Raw genomic sequence first — 16543 nt, 5'->3', positions numbered from 1 at the left:
GAGTCCGACACGAGGAGCGGTTGATGTTTCTGCACACCAAGCCCTTGCAGTTCGAAGCCAAGCCCGAGAAGCCCGACCCGGTCTACGCCCACAAACTCCAGGAGCTGCTCGGTGGCGCCTACGGTGAGATGACCGTCGCCATGCAGTACCTGTTCCAGGGCTGGAACTGCCGGATGCCCGGCAAGTACAAGGATCTGATCATGGATGTCGCGACCGAGGAGATCGGTCACGTCGAGATGATCGCCACCATGATCGCTCGTCTTCTGGAGGGCGCGCCCGCCACCGCGACCACGAAGATGGCCGCCGCCGATCCGGTGGTCGGCGCCGTGCTGGGCGGGATGGATCCGCAGCAGGCCATCATCTCCGGCGGTGGCCCCGTGCTGGCCGACAGCAACGGGTATCCGTGGAACGGCCGCTTCATCGTGGCGAGCGGCAACCTGCTGGCCGACTTCTACGCCAACGTCGCGGCCGAGGCGCAGGGCCGCCTGCAGACCGCGCGGCTCTACAACATGACCGACGACCCGGGCGTGCGCGACATGCTCAAGTTCAACCTGGCCCGCGACACCCTGCACCAGAACATGTGGCTGAAGGCCATCGAGGAGCTCCAGGCGGACGGCCTGGAGGACGTCGTCGCCCCGAACGCGCTGTTCGACGAGGAGTACGCCGAGCACGCCTCGGCGATCTGGGACCTGTCGGAGGGGACCGAGGGCACGCAGGGAGGCTGGGCGTCCGGCCTCATGCCGGACGGACGGCACGAGTTCTCCTACCTTCTCGACCCTCAGCCGCTCGGCGGTCCCGCCAGCCCGCCGCCGCCCGACCCGCTGCTCTACGCCACCTACGACGGCAGCATGGGCGCGCCGAGCGGCCCCGCCCTCGGCACCGAGGCCGGCCCGCTGGGCAAGCTCAAGGACAAGCTGACCTGAGCCGGCCCGGTCCGATCCGGTCCGGCGGAACCGAGGCGGGCCGAGGGCGCCACCGTGACACCCGTCCGACCGGGGTCACGGTGGCGCCCCGCTCCTTCCACACCCCTCCCCGCGCCTCTCGCCGGCCCTTCCGGACGCGCCGGACGTCCCGTCACCGCGGGCCGGTCTCCGGTGGTTCACCCGGAGAGGTGGCCGCCCGGCGGTTCACGAGGAGGGTGTGGTCCCGACCGGCACCCCCGATGAGGCCGGCCGGGACGTCTCACCGCCCGCGGCGCCGCATCCCCCCATCCGACGAGGACGAGGACGGCGGCTCGGGCGTGCCGAGTGCGGCGAGCAGCTCCCGGCGGAGCGGCTCCCCCCGGTGGATCCCGTCCCGCTCGCGCAACGGCCGGTCACCGGCCCGGACGGGCAGGTTCCCGTGGCAGATCCCGGTGCTCAGCGCGACGCCCGGATCGCTCCCGGCCAGGCTCCTCCCGCCGTCCGAGGCGAGCACCAGGTACCGGGAGCCGACGTCGAAGGAGTATCCGCACGCGGCCCCGCTCGTGCTGCTCGCCACCTCGATGCGGGTCCCGGTCCTTCCCCTGTAGACCTGATCGGCCCGGAAGACGTACACGATCGACGGGGGAGGCCCGGGGGTGGCCGCGGGCACCCGGCGGAGGGCGACCACCGTCCCGGTGAAGGCGACCGCCGCGCGCTCGACCCGCTCCCGGGGGCCCGACGCCACGCAGCTGCAGGCGCACGCCGTACCGGGAACGGCCATGACGGCCGCGAAGGCGACGACGGCGGCCGGGACGGCGACGAACCTGTGTCTCATGCCCTCATCACGTATCCTCGCCCCGAACGGTTCGACGTCACGGACCTCACCCGGGTACGGACCGACCCCTTCGCGGCCGTTCGCCCGTCCCAACGGGGACGAGTGGCGTGGACACCGGGGGGATCATGAACGAGGACGGAGCGCTCGCCGACGCCGTCCGGGCGGGCGACGAGACGGCCTTCGCCGAGCTGGTCGGGCGCCACCGGCGGGAGCTGCGGGTGCACTGCTACCGGATGCTCGGCTCGCTGGAGGAGTCCGAGGACCTGGTGCAGGAGACGTTCCTGCGGGCCTGGCGCGGACGCGGGACCTTCGAGGGCCGCTCCACCGTCCGTGCCTGGCTCTACCGGATCGCCACGAACGCGTGCCTGGACTTCCTCGACCGGCATCCGCGCCGGCCACGGCCGCGCGAGGCACCCCGGGAAGCGCACGCGCCGGCCGTGCCGGCCGAGATCCCCTGGCTCCAGCCGTACCCGGACCGGTTGCTGGAACCCCTCGCGCCCGGTGCCGGACCGGACGCGGCCGTGGTGGGCAGGGAGACCATCGAGCTGGCCTTCCTCGCCGCCCTCCAGCACCTGCCCCCCGGCCAGCGGGCGGCACTGATCCTGCGGGACGTGCTCGGCTGGCCCGCCAAGGAGACCGCCGCGCTGCTCGGAACGAGCGTCGACTCGGTCAAGAGCGCCCTGCGGCGGGCACGGTCGACGCTGCGGACGCACCTGCCGGAACGCCGCCTGGACTGGGCGCCGTCCACGGCCCCGAGCGCCGGGGAACGGGAGCTCCTGCGGCGCTTCATGGAGGCCCACGAGCGGGCCGACGCCTCAGCGCTCGCCCGGCTGCTCCACGAGGACGTGCGGATGACGATGCCTCCCCTCCCGTTCTGGTTCGCCGGGCGCGAGGCGGTCACGGCCTTCGCCGCGGACGCCTTCGGACCCGGCTCTCCGCTGTACGGGGGGCGGTGGCGGAGCGTGCCCACCCGGGCGAACCGGCAGCCTGCCGTGGCGGGGTACGTCAGGCCGCCGGGGGCCCGCGAGTACCGGGCCCAGGTGATCGACGTGCTGCGGATCGAGGACGGGAGGATCGTGGAGATCACCGTCTTCGAGCCGCGCCTGTTCGCCGCGTTCGGGCTGCCGGCGACGTCGCCCTGACCGTCGGCGATTCCCGCGTCCGGCCGCCCATGGTCGACCGTCCCCCGGCCGTCCGTGGTCGACCGTCCCGCGTCCGGCCGTCCGTGGTCGGCGGTCCCGTGTCCGGCCGCCGTCCGTGGGGGAGTCACCGGTGATCCCGTGTCCGGCCGGGCGACGCACCGGCCCGCCGCAGGGGTGACCCCTTTTCCGGTGTCCCGCCGTCTCGACGGTGAGGGTCGCGACGAGCGCGGCCGACGAGGAGGAACCCGGCATGACCACCTACGTACTGATCCACGGCGCCGCGTCCGGTTCGTGGTACTGGCACCTGCTGGAGGCCGAGCTGCGGGCGCGCGGCCACGACGTGGTCGCGCCCGACCTGCCGTGCGACGACGACTCGGCCGGGCTGTCCGAGTACGCGGACGCCGTGGTCGAGGCCGTGGGCGACCGTACCGGCCTCGTCGTGGTCGCGCAGTCCCTGGGCGGGTTCACCGCGCCGCTGGTGTGCGAGCGGGTACCGGTCGAGCTGCTGGTGCTGCTGACGGCGATGATCCCCTCACCGGGCGAGACGGCCGGGGACTGGTGGGCCGCGACCGGCTGGGAGCGGGCGCGGCGCGAGCGGGACGAGCTCGACGGCCGGGCCCCGGACGACGACATCGCCCTGTTCCTGCACGACGTCCCGCCCGGTCTGGCGGCGGAGGCCCGGCGCAGGGGCCGCGACCAGTCCGCGACCCCGTTCACCGAGCCCTGGCCGCTCACCTCCTGGCCTGCCGTGCCGACGCGGTTCCTGCTCTGCCGCGACGACCGTTTCCTCCCGGCGGAGTTCACCCGCCGCGTCGTGCGCGAGCGCCTGGGCATCGTCCCCGACGAGATGGACGGGGGCCACGCCGTCGCCCTCGCCCGTCCCCGCGAGCTGGCCGACCGGCTGGAGGCGTACACGGGCCCCGGTACGGCATCGGAGCCGGAGCGATAACCGGTGTCGCTCTGCCGGTGGCGATGCCTACTGTGATCCTGGACACAAGTCCCCGTCGGTACAAAAGGGAGAGTATGACCACGCTGAAGAACCGGCCGAACACCGCCCTGCTCGTCGTCGACGTGCAGAACGCCGTCGTCGAGAAGGGCCACGAACGCGACGCGGTCGTCACGAACATCGGCGGCCTCGTCGGGAAGGCACGGCGCGAACGGGTCCCGGTCGTCTGGGTGCAGCACTCCGACGAGGACCTCGAAAGGGGGAGCGAGGGGTGGGAGATCGTCCCCGAGCTGGCTCCGGACGAGACCGAGCCGGTCGTCGAGAAGCACTACGGCGACTCCTTCGAGGAGACGACCCTGGAGACGGTGCTGTCGGACCTCGGCGTCGGGCGGCTCGTCGTCACCGGCGCGCAGACCGACCAGTGCGTCCGCGCGACACTGCACGGCGCGCTCGTCCGGGGGTACGACACGATCCTGGTCAGTGACGCCCACACGGCCGAGGACCAGACGGAGTGGGGGGCGCCGCCCCCGGAGAAGGTCATCGCGCACACGAACCTGTACTGGACCTACGAGACGGCGCCCGGGCGGACGGCCGGGACGGTCACGACCGCGGACGTCGACTTCGGCACGCCCTGAGGCTCTCGTCCTGAGGCTCTCGTCCTGAGGCTCTCGTCCGGAGACCTCCGAAGACCCCCGTCCGGAGCCCCTCGCCCTCAGGCTCCCGCCCCGGGCTTCCTACCGCACCAAGGCACGCGGGGACGCTCAGGGACGTGCAGGGAAGGTGCCGCCGGGGACGGCTCAGTCGTCCTCGGCGGCATCGTGCCGTCCGGCCGGAACCCGGCCGCCGAGCGCCCGCCACACCAGCGCGGCCGTCCGCTCCGGCCAGCGCGGGGGCAGGGGGGCTCCGGCGAGCTCGCGGCCGTACCAGGAGCCGGTGCACATGGTGAGGGCGACCTCCAGGTCGGCCTCGGCGTCGATGCGCCCGAGCCGCCGCGCGGTCTCCAGGACGGCCAGGAGTCTGGCGCGCCGGGGGGCGACCACACGGGCGCGGTAGCGGGCGCGGACATCGGGGTCGGTGGTGTCCTGGAGCATGGTGCCCACCAGCGACAGCCTTCCGGGCATGGACACCCCGCGCTGGAAGTCGGTCAGCTCGGCCACCAGCGCGGCGAACGGGTCGGTGGCCGGTGAGTCCGGGCCCTCCTCGTCCTCCAGCGTCGCGATCACCGCGGCGGCCAGGTCGGCCTTGCCCGGCCAGCGCCGGTACAGGGCCTGGCGGGTGGTGCCGGCCTCCTCCGCGACCGCCGACAGGGACATGGCCGCGTACCCGTACCGGGAGAGATGCCTGGCCGCGACGGCGAGGACCCGATCGTCGATCGCGCTGTCACGAGCCCGGCCCTGCTTCTGACTCACACCGGACGCTCCAATCCAATACTGTATTGTATTGATTAATCGCATTCGAGCCGAGGATGGTGGCCGTGGTCATCGAGTACATCCGTTATACCGTTCCGTCTTCCCAGGCAGACGAGTTCGAGCGGGCCTACCGGGCCGCCTCCCCCGTCCTGGACGCCGACCCGCACTGCCTGGCCTACGAGATCGCCCGTGGCGTCGAGGAACCCGAGAACTACGTGGTGCGGATCGAGTGGGACTCGGTGGAGGGGCACGAACAGGGTTTCCGCGGCAGCCCCGGTTTCCGCGTCTTCCTCGCCGCCGTACGGCCGTTCATCCCGCAGATCCAGGAGATGAAGCACTACGTCGTCCGCCAGAGCGGGACGGCCCGATGACCGGCTCGCCGGTGGACGCGGCGAGCACGGCGCGGTCGGCGCGGCAGGCGGCGATCACGGAACTACGGGCGCTACTGGGGCGCGCCCGCCTGCTCGACCGGGACCTGACCCGTCTCATGACCGTCGAGGAGGGCGCCGAACCGCTGGACGACTCGGTCGTCCGGCCGCTGTCCGAGGCACTCGCCCGCCTGACCGTCGAGGACGACGGGCATGAGCCCGGGACACCGGCCGGCGAGGACGACGGGCGGGCGGCGGAACCGGAGCCCGGGACGCCGGGAGAGCGCCTGTGGCGGCTGGCCGTGGACGCCACCCGGCTGCGCACCCTGCCCGGCCTGCCGACCGGCGTCCAGGAGGCGACGGCCGCGCTGCAGCATCTGGCCTGGCTGTTCACCGACGACGCCGGGACCAGGGCGGCACGGGTCGCCGAGCTACGGGAGATCCAGGCCGCCCTGACACCGCAGATCCAGGTCGCGGCCGACGGGCCGTACCTGGTCACCAACCCCTCGCGGATCACCGACTGGCTGGGCGAGCCGATCACGGTCCTCCCCCAGATGGCGCTGTGCCGGTGCGGGGCCTCGGCGATGAAACCGCTGTGCGACGGCAGCCACGCGCGCACCGGGTTCAGCGGCGACAAGGACCCCCGGCGGGTGCCCGGCCACCGGGAGGGCCACGAGGGCGTCCAGATCACCGTCCTGGACGACCGTGGCCTGTGCGCCCACTCGGGGTTCTGCACCGACCGGCTGCCGACGGTGTTCCGGCAGGGGAGGGAACCGTTCGTGGCGCCCAGCGGCGGCCGGATGGACGAGATCGTGCGAGCGGTGCGCACCTGCCCCTCCGGCGCGCTCGGCTACGCGATCGACGGGCAGGAACCCGCCCCCCAGCGCCGTGAGACGGTCGTCGAGATCTCCAGGGACGGCCCCTACCGGATCACCGGCGGCATCCCGCTGACCGGTGACGACGGCCGGCCCGAGCCGCGCGACGCCGGCGCCTCGACCGAGCACTACAGCCTCTGCCGGTGCGGCCGGTCCCGGAACAAGCCGTTCTGCAGTGGCATGCACCACGATGTCGGCTTCACCGACCCACCGCTCTCCGAGAACCCCACGCTGTACGAGTGGGCCGGGGGACTGCCGGCGCTGACCCGGATGACGCAGATCTTCTACGGCACGTACGTCCCGCAGGATCCGCTGCTCGCGCCGCTGTTCTCCCGGATGTCACCCGACCATCCCGAGCGCGTGGCGGCCTGGCTGTGCGAGACCTTCGGCGGCCCGAGGCTCTACACGGAACGCTACGGCGGCTACGAGCACATGATCGCCGAGCACGCGGGCAAGGCGCTGACCGAGGAGTGGCGCGCGCGCTGGGCCCGGCTCATCGTACGGGCCGCCGACGATGCCGGCCTGCCGTCCGACCCGGAGTTCCGGGCGGCCTTCGTCTCCTACGTGGAGTGGGGTTCCCGGATCGCGGTCGAGAACTCCCAGCCGGGCGCCGCCCCGCCACCGCACATGCCGGTACCCCGCTGGTGGTGGGTGTGCTCGGCCACCCCAGGTTCCCGCGTCTCCGCCCTGGCCCCGGTGGCCGAGGAACCGGCGGCCGGCCTGCCCGGCCCCGGCGAACCCCTCGGTTTCGCCGCGCACATCAGGCCGCTGTTCCGCGAGACCGACCGCAGGTCGATGAGCTCCGCCTTCGACCTGTGGTCCCACACCGACGTCGCCCGGCACGCCGAGGCCATCCTGGTACGCCTTCGCCGGGGCGACATGCCGTGCGACGCCCCCTGGCCGGCCGACCGTGTCGACGTCTTCGCCCGGTGGGTCGCCGAGGGCACCCCGGGGTGAACGGACGGAGGACGTAGACCCGGCCGTTCCTGATCGTTCCGATCGGCCCCGCGCCGGTCGAGCGGGTTGCCCAGGTGGGTGCCGCACGGCTCCCGGACCCGTTCGCCCGGCTGCTCGGGTGATCCCGCGACGCAGCCGGGCGTGGTTCCCCACGCGCCGGTCCGAGGTGCCCGTGGTCAGGGCCGCCGCGGCCGAGCACGGTGATCACGTGCCGACCGCGCCTGCCCGCGTTACTCGAAGTCGTCCGGGTTGAGCTCCTTGCGCCGCTCGAACTCCGCGTCGCTTTCGGCCTGCCCCTCGGACGCCTCCGGTCCGGCGGCGGGTGTGACGCCGGGTGTGGCGCCCGCGGGGCGCCTGGACGTCTCCTCCTCCGTCGGGGTCAGCGGCGTGCCGGTCGCCTCCTCGCTTCCCCCGCGCTCGATCGGGTCTCCGTCGTTTCCGGGCTGACTGGTCATGAGGTCTCCTCGTCGTCAGGACGGGTACGGCGATTGCTGCTCGGGAGGAACTCCTCCCCCTTCGCCGCCGCCCTTGTTGCCTTTGTCGGTGCCGTGCGGTTGCCCGCCCGCGTGATTGCTCGGCGACTCCGGCACGACGTCCAGTTCCTCGTCGCTGCTGCCGCCTTTGCCGGACCGCCGGAGTTCCGGCTGCTGTGGCTGTGTCATGAGGCTCCTCTCCCAACCATGGCTGCGAGGGCTGCCCTCCCCGAGTGGACACCCGGCAAACCAGTCACGCCGAATCGGCGGTCCGAGGTGAGGTGTCCACCGTCTCGACGACAAAGTCGATCTTTTCGGTGGTCGGCAGAGGGACACCGGTGTCGCGAACCCCGGACGGGTCCGGGACGGAAGCGGTCGGCCGGTCGAAGGAGGGAGGCAGACGGTGCCCGCGGCGACCACGCCACCGCCGGGCGTGAGCAGCGGAAGCGATGAACATGATCTTCCCCGGCGAGGCCGGGGGACCCCGGTCACCCGGAAGACCGAAAAGGCCACTTCCCGAACCGGGAAATGGCCTCTGAGCTGGGTGGGGCTACCAGGACTTGAACCTGGGACCTCTTCCTTATCAGGGAAGCGCTCTAACCGTCTGAGCTATAGCCCCGCATCACACACGTGAACGGCCTCGCGTCCATCTGGTGGAGGCGAACCCGTCCGCTCGAACAGGGAAAAGCTTACCCTGTTTCGGCACCTGCTTGCGCCATGCTTTTCGCCGTACCGCCCCGGGCTTCCGCCCTGGGCCCACCGTGCCGGTGTCGCGCTCCCGGGGCGCCCGGGGCGGGGTCACCGTGCTCTCCCCGGCCGGCAGGGCCGGGGAGAGGACGGGAACGGCTACTCGGCCTCGCTGAAGGTGACCTCGACGCCGCCGACCAGGTCGGAGGCGACGTTGTAGATCACCGCTCCGAGGGTGGAGAGGGCGGTGATGAGCACCACGTTGACCGCGCCGATCAGGGCGGTGTAGCCCAGGATGCGGACCGGCTCGAACCAGGAGGCCACGTCGATACCGCTGGTGGACTTGCCGTCGGCGACGGTGAGCTGGTTGACCAGCTGGATGATGTTCTCGAACACCCCCAGGCCGGACAGCACCATGTAGAGCACCGCGACGGCGATGAACAGCACCACGAAGCAGACCAGCGACACCACGAAGCTGAACTTCATGGCCGACCACGGCTCGATCCTGCGCAGCACCAGGTGTGCCTTGCGGGGCGCCCTCGGGGCGGGAGCGTCACCGGCCTTGCGGCCGGACCCGTCCGGTGAGGGCGAGGAGGACGACATGCTCCCCGGTGACCAGGCCGCCCGGTTCTGCTGCCCTGCCTGCTGCGACGAGGAGGACGGGGAGGACGGCGGTGCGACAGAGGGCTGGGAGGGTGCGGACGGCTGCGCCGACGACCGCGGCGGCGGGCCACCCGGCCCGGACGGCCTGGGCGGCTGCCCGGACGGCCGGGCCTGCCCGGACGCGGACGAAGGCGGGGACGAAGGCGGGGACGAGGGCGAGGATCCGGGACGGATCCGCACCGTGGTCTCGGCCTGCTTGCCGTCGTCGGCCGCCGACACCTTCTTCCTGCCCTTGGCGTCGGCTGCCGGCTCCTCGGTTCCCGGTGCGGGCGAACCGCCGTTGACCTGCGGGGAGGCCGTCTCGACGTCACCGGCTTCGGCGGTCTTGTCCATCTTCTCCATCGCCTGGTCGCGTCGTGATGCGGCGGGACGTGAGCCCGGCTTTCCCTGAGCGCTCACGGGTTGTCCCCTTCCCCGGGCTCCGCGAGCTCTGCGAGCCCGGCGGTCGCGCCGTCCTGTGGCGCCTCGACGATCCCGATGCCGTCCTCGCCGTTCTCCATGGCCTCGGCGTTACGGGCCAGCGCCACGACGCTGTCCCCCTCCGCGAGATTCATCAGCCGAACCCCCATCGTCTGGCGGCCGGACTGCTTGATCTCTCCGGCACTGGTCCGGATGACGCCCCCGGCGGACGTGATCGCGAAGACCTCGTCCTCGGGCCTCACCATGACCGCACCCACAAGCTTGCCACGGGCGCTGACGATCTTGGCCGTCAGGACGCCCTTCCCGCCCCGTCCCTGGACGGGGTACTGGTCCGCGGGGGTGCGCTTGGCGTACCCGCCCTCGGTCGCGACGAGCACGTCGTCGCCGTCGGCGATGCGGTTCATCGACAGGAGCTCGTCGCCGTCGAGGAAGCGCATGCCGATCACACCGCTGGTCGCCCGGCCCATCGGCCGCAGGGCCTCGTCCGAGGCCGTGAAGCGGATCGACTGGGCACCGCGCGAGACGAGGAGGAGGTCGTCCTCCTCCGACACCAACCTGGCTGCGATCACCTCGTCATCCTCGCGCAAATTGATCGCGATGAGGCCACCGGTGCGCGGCGAGTCGTACTCGGAAAGGCGCGTCTTCTTCACCAGGCCGCTGCGGGTGGCGAGCACGAGGTACGGGGCGACCTCGTAGTCGCGCAGGTCCAGGACCTCCATGACGATCTCGTCCGGCTGCATGGCCAGCAGGTTCGCCAGGTGCTGGCCGCGCGCGTCGCGTCCGGAGTCGGGCAGCTCGTAGGCCTTGACCCGGTAGACGCGGCCCTTGTTCGTGAAGAACAGCAGCCAGTGGTGCGTGGTGGTGACGAAGAAGTGGTCGACGATGTCGTCCTGGCGCAGCTGCGCGCCCCGCACGCCCTTGCCGCCGCGCTTCTGCGCCCGGTACAGGTCGGTGTTGGTGCGCTTGGCGTAGCCGCCCCGGGTGATCGTGACGACCATGTCCTCCTCGGCGAGGAGGTCCTCGATGGACATGTCACCCTCGTAGGCGATGATCTCCGTCCGGCGCTCGTCGCCGTAGCGTCCGACCAGCTCGGCGAGCTCGTCCTGGATGATCGTGCGCTGCCGCTCGGGCGAGGCGAGGATGGCCTGGTAGTCGGTGATGTGCGCCATCAGCACGTCGTACTCGTCGGTGATCTGCTGGCGCTCCAGGGCGGCCAGCTTGCGCAGCTGCATGTCCAGGATGGCCTGCGCCTGGATCTCGTCGATCTCCAGCAGCGTCATCAGGCCGCCCTGGGCCGCCGAGGCCGAGGGCGAGCGCCGGATCAGCGCGATGACCTCGTCCATCCGCTCCAGGGCCTTGAGCAGCGCGCGCAGGATGTGCGCCCGCTCCTCGGCCTTGCGCAGCAGGTAGCGGGTCCGGCGGACCACGACCTCGATCTGGTGCGCCACGTAGTGCTTGACGAACTGGTCGAGCCTGAGCGTGCGCGGCACGCCGTCGACCAGGGCCAGCATGTTGGCGCCGAAGGTGGTCTGCAGCTGGGTGTGCTTGTAGAGGTTGTTCAGCACCACCTTGGCGACCGCGTCGCGCTTGAGCACGATCACCAGGCGCTGGCCGACGCGCGAGGAGCTCTCGTCGCGGACGTCGGCGATGCCGGTGATCCGGCCCTCCTTGACGGCCTCGGCGATGGTCAGCGCGAGGTTGTCCGGGTTGACCTGGTAGGGCAGCTCGGTGACGACCAGGCACTGGCGGCCCTTGGCGTCCTCCTCGACCTCGACGATCGCCCGCATGGTGATCGAACCGCGGCCGGTGCGGTAGGCGTCGTCGATGCCGCGGCGGCCGACGATCAGCGCGCCGGTCGGGAAGTCGGGGCCCTTGACCCGGGCGATCAGCGCCTCGAGCAGTTCCTCGTCGGTCACGTCGGGGTTCTGCAGGCACCAGGTGATGCCGGAGGCCACCTCCCGCAGGTTGTGCGACGGGATGTTGGTGGCCATGCCGACCGCGATGCCCGTCGCCCCGTTGACCAGGAGGTTGGGGAAGCGCGAGGGCAGGACAGTCGGCTCCTGGGAGCGCCCGTCGTAGTTGGGGACGAGATCGACGGTGTCCTTGTCGATGTCGCGCAGCATCTCCATGGCGATGGGCGCGAGCTTGCACTCGGTGTAGCGCATCGCCGCCGGCGGGTCGTTGCCCGGCGAGCCGAAGTTGCCCTGGCCGTCGACCAGCGGGTAACGCAGCGACCAGGGCTGGGCCATCCGCACCACGGTCGCGTAGATCGGCGAGTCGCCGTGCGGGTGGTAGGAGCCCATGACGTCACCGACGACGCGGGAGCACTTGAAGTAGCCGCGGTCGGGCCGGTAACCGCCGTCGTACATGGCGTACAGCACGCGGCGGTGCACCGGCTTGAGGCCGTCGCGGACGTCCGGCAGCGCACGCGAGACGATGACCGACATCGCGTAGTCCATGTAGCTGCGCTGCATCTCGGACTGGATGTCGACCGGCTCGATGCGGTCCACCGGAGGGCCGGGCGGAGTGTTGACTTCCGTCACAGGTCAAGATCCTTTTCTGGTACGGCTACCGCTACACGTCGAGGAAACGGACGTCCCGGGCATTCCTAATGATGAAGGAACGGCGGGCTTCGACGTCCTCACCCATGAGCACGCTGAACAGCTCGTCGGCCTGGGCCGCGTCGTCGAGGGTGACCTGGAGGAGCAGTCGGGTGTCGGGGTTCATGGTCGTCTCCCAGAGCTGGGAGGCGTTCATCTCGCCCAGACCCTTGAAGCGCTGCACGTTGTCACGGGGCCGGGGGTCGGGCTTGCCCGACTCGATACCGGCCTGGATGATCGCGTCGCGCTCCCGGTCGGAGTAGGCGTAGGAGGCGTCGTCGCCCCTGCGGTCCCACTTGATCTTGTAGAGCGGGGGCTGGGAGAGGTACACGTGCCCGGCCTCGATCAGCGGGCGCATGAACCGGAACAGCAGGGTCAGCAGCAGCGTCGTGATGTGCTGGCCGTCGACGTCGGCGTCCGCCATCAGGATCAGCTTGTGGTAGCGGAGCTTGGCGATGTCGAACTCGTCGTGCACGCCCGTGCCCATGGCGGTGATCAGCGCCTGGACCTCGTTGTTCTGCAGGACCCTGTCGATCCGGGCCTTCTCGACGTTGAGGATCTTGCCGCGGATCGGGAGGATCGCCTGGAACTTGGAGTCGCGGCCGCCCTTGGCCGAGCCGCCCGCCGAGTCGCCCTCGACGATGTACAGCTCGCACTTCTCCGGGTCGCTCCACTGGCAGTCGGCCAGCTTGCCGGGCAGGCCGGAGCCCGACTCCAGCAGCGACTTGCGCCGGGTCAGGTCGCGGGCCTGGCGGGCCGCCAGACGGGCACGGGAGGCCTGCAGGGACTTGGTGATGATGTCCTTGGCCTCGCCGGGGTTGCGCTCGAACCAGTCGCGCAGGTGGTCGTTGCACGCCTTCTGGACGAACGACTTGGCCTCGGTGTTGCCCAGCTTGGTCTTGGTCTGGCCCTCGAACTGGGGGTCGGCCAGCTTCACCGAGATGATCGCGGTCAGGCCCTCGCGGATGTCCTCACCGGCGAGGTTGTCGTCCTTGCCCTCCTTGAGGAACTTCTGCTCGCGCGCGTAGCGGTTGACGATGGACGTCAGGGCCGCGCGGAAGCCCTCCTCGTGGGTGCCGCCCTCGGCGGTGTTGATCGTGTTGGCGAAGGTGTAGACCGACTCGCTGTAGGAGTTGTTCCACTGCATCGCGATCTCCACCGCGATGCCCTCGCCCTGCTCCTCGAAGTCGATCACCGAGACGTGCGCGGGTTCCTTCTTGGAGTTCAGGTGCTGGACGAAGTCGGACAGGCCGCCCTCGTAGTGGTAGACGACCTCCTTGGGCTCGCCGTTGACGAAGTCGGGCCGCTCGTCCTTGATGGAGATCGTCAGGCCCTTGTTGAGGAAGGCCATCTCCTGGAAGCGGCGCGAGAGCGTCTCGAAGTGCCACGTGGTGGTCTCGAAGATGGTCTCGTCGGCCCAGAAGGTGATCGAGGTGCCGGTCTCGTCGGTCTTCTCGCCCTTGACCAGGGGAGCCGTCGGCCGGGTGTCGACGTAGGTCTGCCGCCAGCAGTGGCCCTCCGTGCGGACCTCCACCTCCAGCCTGCTGGAGAGGGCGTTGACCACGGAGACGCCCACGCCGTGCAGACCGCCGGAGACGGCGTAGGACTTGTCGTCGAACTTGCCGCCCGCGTGCAGCACGGTCAGCACGACCTCGACCGCGGGACGGTTCTCGCCGGGGACGTTGCCGACCGGGATGCCACGGCCGTTGTCGACGACCCGGACGCCGTTGTCGGCGAGCAGGGTCACCTCGATCCGGTCGGCGTGACCGGCCAGGGCCTCGTCCACGGAGTTGTCCACGACCTCGTAGACGAGGTGGTGCAGACCGCGTTCTCCGGTGGAGCCGATGTACATGCCGGGGCGTTTGCGGACCGCCTCGAGCCCTTCGAGAACGGTGATTGAGCTAGCGTCGTAGGACAAGTGCGAAATCCTCCTGCCGCGGACACGCGGCAGGGAGACCGTGTTGCCCCGCCGTGCCCGTCACCGTCGTGAATGCCCCGATGCGCTCACCCAGGGGAACCGGCAGGGACGCCGGGGGTGACACGCAAACGGACGTGTCCGGAATTCGATTTCATTCTAGCGGCTCAGAGCACATCCTGTGGCATTGACGGCCTCTGGAATGGCCTGTCGCGCGACGATCATCATCGTGAACATCCCCCTACGCGGACGGGGTCCGTCGCGTCAGAGGGCCCGCTGATCCGTTCCAGGGCGGCGGATCGACCGCCGGAAGGCCCGCGGGTCACCCGTAGGTGTCGCCCGGGCCGCGGCTTCCGGTGACGCGCAGGCCCCCGTTGCGGCGGGGCCCGTTCTGCGGCCCGCGGACCTTGACGCGCTGCACCGTGCCGTCCCCGAGCTCCTCGTTCAGCCTTCTCACCAGTGTCGGCGCCAGCATCCGGACCTGGGTGGCCCAGGCCGTGGAGTCGGCGATCACGACCACCTCGCCCTCGGCGAAGGTCTCCGGCCTGGTGTGGGCGGCCATGTCCGCGCCGACGATCTCCTGCCAGCGCCCGAAGACCCCGCCGACCGCGACGGGCTGCTCCCAGCCCCGGTCGGCCAGCAGGTCGGCGATGGCCCGCCCGAACAGCTGCGGGTCGCCGGAGTCCCTGCGCGCCCCCGAGGCCCGGCGCCTGGGCTCGCGGCGGGGCAGCTGCCCCCGCTTGGCCGCGTCCGCCTTGGCCTGGGCCAGCTTCTCCCTGGCCATCGCCGCCCCCCGGGCGGCCGCGCTCTTCGCCGACCCCGGCGCCACCCCGTCGCCTCCGGTACGCTCCCCGCCCGGACCTGCGCCCTCCGCGCCGCCGGGTGTCGGGGTGCCCGCGCCGCCCCCTGTCGTCCCGGAGGCCGCGGGCCCGGTCGCGGGACCCGCGGCCGGGGCGGACGGGTCGTCACCGGACACGGGCCACGCCCCCCTCCGTCACGTCGAAGCGTCCCCCGACCAGTTCCACCGGCACGTCGTCGGGCACCGCGGCGGTGATCAGCACCTGCTCGGCGGGGGCGACCATCTCGGCCAGGCGGCGCCTGCGCCTGTTGTCCAGCTCGGCGAAGACGTCGTCCAGGATCAGGACCGGATCGCCGCCGTCGGCCCTGAGCAGGTCGTAGGCGGCCAGCCTGAGCGCCAGCGCGAACGACCACGACTCGCCGTGGCTGGCGTAGCCGCGCGCGGGCAGCTCTCCCAGGCCCAGGAACAGGTCGTCGCGGTGCGGCCCGACGAGGGTCACCCCGCGTTCGAGCTCGGAGGCGCGCACCTCCAGCAGGGCCGACCGCAGCAGCTCGGCGAGCTTGGCGCGGTCGGTGCCGGCGCCCGCGGCCAGGGTGCCGCGGTACTCCAGGTCCGCGGCGGCGGAGTCGGGCGCCAGGCGGGCGTAGGAGGCGGCGACCAGCGGGCGCAGCGTCTCGACCAGCTCCAGCCGGGCGGCGAGCAGCTCGGCGCCGTGCTCGGCCAGGTGGGAGTCCCAGACCTCCAGGGTGCTCAGCGGGTCCCCGGCGCCGGCCTCGGCGAACGCCGCGTCGCTCTCGGCCCGGCGCGTGCTCCGGCCGCGGCCCCGGCGGGCCTGCGCGGCGGTGCGCAGCAGGGCGCCGCGCTGCCTGAGCACCCGGTCGTAGTCGGCGCGCACCCCGGCGAACCTGGGCGTCCTGGCCACCAGGAGGTCGTCCAGGAAGCGGCGGCGCTCGGAGGGGTCGCCCTTGACCATGGCGAGGTCCTCGGGGGCGAACAGCACGGTGCGCAGCAGGCCGACGACCTCGCGGGGGCGGGGGACGGGGGAGCGGTTCAGCCTGGCGCGGTTGGCCCTGCCGGGGTTGATCTCCAGCTCGATCAGCGCGCGCCGGTCGTCGCGCACCACGACCGAGCGGACGATCGCGCGCGCCGCGCCCTGGCGGACCAGCGGCCCGTCGTTGGCGACCCGGTGGCTCGCCTGCGTCGCCACGTACCCCAGCGCCTCGACGAGGTTGGTCTTGCCCATGCCGTTGGGCCCGACGAAGGCCGTGATCCCCGGCTCCATGCCGAGATCGACGGTTTCGTAGGACCGGAAGTCGGTCAGGGAGAGATGGGCGACATGCACCCCAGGAAGATTAGTCGCCCCCACCGTCCTGCGGGGCGTTCCGTCCCCGGTACGGCCGCGGGCCGGGTCGCGCCACGCCCTCGGCACGGGCCCGCGTGGCCGTCACGCCCGTGCCACGCCCGCGCCGCGCCTGCGGCCGCGCCGCACCCTCACGCGCGCCCACCGGGCCCGCGTACGGCCCGCGTCCGGCCCTCGGCGGGCGTGGCGCGG

At 71.9% G+C, this 16543-nt stretch carries 15 protein-coding genes and 1 tRNA gene; 6 read left to right on the top strand and 10 right to left on the bottom strand.

Features of this window, described 5'->3' with window-relative positions; genetic code table 11:
* Positions 1-23 precede the first annotated feature (23 nt).
* Positions 24-923: a manganese catalase family protein gene (locus ACIBCT_RS19630; protein ID WP_399190361.1), complete on the top strand. Its 900-nt coding sequence runs from the start codon at positions 24-26 to the stop codon at positions 921-923.
* 259 nt (positions 924-1182) lie between these two features.
* On the opposite strand, the gene ACIBCT_RS19625 is transcribed toward ACIBCT_RS19630, so the two are convergent.
* Positions 1183-1737: a hypothetical protein gene (locus ACIBCT_RS19625; RefSeq protein WP_399190359.1), complete on the bottom strand. Its 555-nt coding sequence runs from the start codon at positions 1735-1737 to the stop codon at positions 1183-1185.
* 125 nt (positions 1738-1862) lie between these two features.
* Between ACIBCT_RS19625 and ACIBCT_RS19620 the strand changes: the two genes are divergently transcribed.
* The 3 genes from ACIBCT_RS19620 to ACIBCT_RS19610 all read left to right on the top strand — a co-directional run bounded on the left by ACIBCT_RS19620 (position 1863) and on the right by ACIBCT_RS19610 (position 4460).
* Entirely contained in the window at positions 1863-2879 is a 1017-nt protein-coding gene (locus ACIBCT_RS19620) for a sigma-70 family RNA polymerase sigma factor (RefSeq protein ID WP_399190357.1), read from the top strand.
* 250 nt (positions 2880-3129) lie between these two features.
* Positions 3130-3828 carry an alpha/beta hydrolase gene (locus tag ACIBCT_RS19615; RefSeq protein WP_399190355.1) on the top strand — a complete coding sequence of 233 codons (699 nt, stop codon included), beginning with the start codon at positions 3130-3132 and terminating at the stop codon, positions 3826-3828.
* 74 nt (positions 3829-3902) lie between these two features.
* Complete coding sequence (locus ACIBCT_RS19610) at positions 3903-4460, top strand: cysteine hydrolase family protein (RefSeq protein ID WP_399190353.1); 558 nt, start codon at positions 3903-3905, stop codon at positions 4458-4460.
* A gap of 162 nt (positions 4461-4622) precedes the next feature.
* On the opposite strand, the gene ACIBCT_RS19605 is transcribed toward ACIBCT_RS19610, so the two are convergent.
* Positions 4623-5234, bottom strand: coding sequence for a TetR/AcrR family transcriptional regulator (locus ACIBCT_RS19605; RefSeq protein ID WP_399190351.1), 612 nt, complete (start codon positions 5232-5234; stop codon positions 4623-4625).
* 65 nt (positions 5235-5299) lie between these two features.
* Here ACIBCT_RS19605 and ACIBCT_RS19600 point away from each other — a divergent pair, with 65 nt between their 5' ends.
* Together ACIBCT_RS19600 and ACIBCT_RS19595 are read left to right on the top strand one after the other, a co-directional pair.
* On the top strand, positions 5300-5605 hold the full coding sequence (locus ACIBCT_RS19600) for an antibiotic biosynthesis monooxygenase family protein (protein WP_344892351.1): 306 nt from the start codon (positions 5300-5302) through the stop codon (positions 5603-5605).
* Positions 5602-7434: a CDGSH iron-sulfur domain-containing protein gene (locus ACIBCT_RS19595; RefSeq protein WP_399190348.1), complete on the top strand. Its 1833-nt coding sequence runs from the start codon at positions 5602-5604 to the stop codon at positions 7432-7434. The genes ACIBCT_RS19600 and ACIBCT_RS19595 overlap by 4 nt, the downstream gene beginning before the upstream one ends.
* Positions 7435-7664: 230 nt before the next feature.
* On the opposite strand, the gene ACIBCT_RS19590 is transcribed toward ACIBCT_RS19595, so the two are convergent.
* From ACIBCT_RS19590 to recF, 8 genes are all read right to left on the bottom strand, one after another.
* Positions 7665-7889 (bottom strand): hypothetical protein, encoded by a 225-nt coding sequence (locus ACIBCT_RS19590; RefSeq protein WP_399190346.1) that lies wholly within the window; start codon positions 7887-7889, stop codon positions 7665-7667.
* Between the two features lie 15 nt (positions 7890-7904).
* Positions 7905-8096, bottom strand: coding sequence for a hypothetical protein (locus ACIBCT_RS19585; protein ID WP_399190343.1), 192 nt, complete (start codon positions 8094-8096; stop codon positions 7905-7907).
* 356 nt (positions 8097-8452) lie between these two features.
* A tRNA-Ile gene (locus ACIBCT_RS19580) sits at positions 8453-8526 on the bottom strand.
* 227 nt (positions 8527-8753) lie between these two features.
* Complete coding sequence (locus ACIBCT_RS19575) at positions 8754-9656, bottom strand: DUF3566 domain-containing protein (protein ID WP_399190341.1); 903 nt, start codon at positions 9654-9656, stop codon at positions 8754-8756.
* Positions 9653-12220, bottom strand: a complete 2568-nt coding sequence (gene gyrA / locus ACIBCT_RS19570) for a DNA gyrase subunit A (protein ID WP_399190339.1) — start codon at positions 12218-12220, stop codon at positions 9653-9655. The genes ACIBCT_RS19575 and gyrA overlap by 4 nt, the downstream gene beginning before the upstream one ends.
* A gap of 31 nt (positions 12221-12251) precedes the next feature.
* Entirely contained in the window at positions 12252-14195 is a 1944-nt protein-coding gene (gene gyrB / locus ACIBCT_RS19565; protein WP_399190337.1) for a DNA topoisomerase (ATP-hydrolyzing) subunit B, read from the bottom strand.
* 319 nt (positions 14196-14514) lie between these two features.
* Entirely contained in the window at positions 14515-15168 is a 654-nt protein-coding gene (locus ACIBCT_RS19560) for a DUF721 domain-containing protein (protein ID WP_399190335.1), read from the bottom strand.
* Entirely contained in the window at positions 15158-16333 is a 1176-nt protein-coding gene (recF, locus tag ACIBCT_RS19555) for a DNA replication/repair protein RecF (RefSeq protein WP_399190333.1), read from the bottom strand. The genes ACIBCT_RS19560 and recF overlap by 11 nt, the downstream gene beginning before the upstream one ends.
* Between the last annotated feature and the right edge of the window lie 210 nt (positions 16334-16543).

The sequence above is a fragment of the Streptosporangium sp. NPDC050855 genome (assembly GCF_044456585.1).
Lineage (GTDB): Bacteria > Actinomycetota > Actinomycetes > Streptosporangiales > Streptosporangiaceae > Streptosporangium > Streptosporangium longisporum.
The sequence above is the reverse complement of the archived record's forward strand: the minus strand, read 5'-3'. Positions and strand labels throughout refer to the sequence as shown.

Excerpts from the sequence above, each read along its gene's own strand:
- ACIBCT_RS19630 (WP_399190361.1), top strand. The coding sequence starts at position 24 with ATGTTTCTGCACACCAAGCCCTTGCAGTTCGAAGCCAAGCCCGAGAAG.
- ACIBCT_RS19625 (WP_399190359.1), bottom strand. The coding sequence starts at position 1,737 with ATGAGACACAGGTTCGTCGCCGTCCCGGCCGCCGTCGTCGCCTTCGCG.
- ACIBCT_RS19620 (WP_399190357.1), top strand. The coding sequence starts at position 1,863 with ATGAACGAGGACGGAGCGCTCGCCGACGCCGTCCGGGCGGGCGACGAG.
- ACIBCT_RS19615 (WP_399190355.1), top strand. The coding sequence starts at position 3,130 with ATGACCACCTACGTACTGATCCACGGCGCCGCGTCCGGTTCGTGGTAC.
- ACIBCT_RS19610 (WP_399190353.1), top strand. The coding sequence starts at position 3,903 with ATGACCACGCTGAAGAACCGGCCGAACACCGCCCTGCTCGTCGTCGAC.
- ACIBCT_RS19595 (WP_399190348.1), top strand. The coding sequence starts at position 5,602 with ATGACCGGCTCGCCGGTGGACGCGGCGAGCACGGCGCGGTCGGCGCGG.
- ACIBCT_RS19590 (WP_399190346.1), bottom strand. The coding sequence starts at position 7,889 with ATGACCAGTCAGCCCGGAAACGACGGAGACCCGATCGAGCGCGGGGGA.
- ACIBCT_RS19585 (WP_399190343.1), bottom strand. The coding sequence starts at position 8,096 with ATGACACAGCCACAGCAGCCGGAACTCCGGCGGTCCGGCAAAGGCGGC.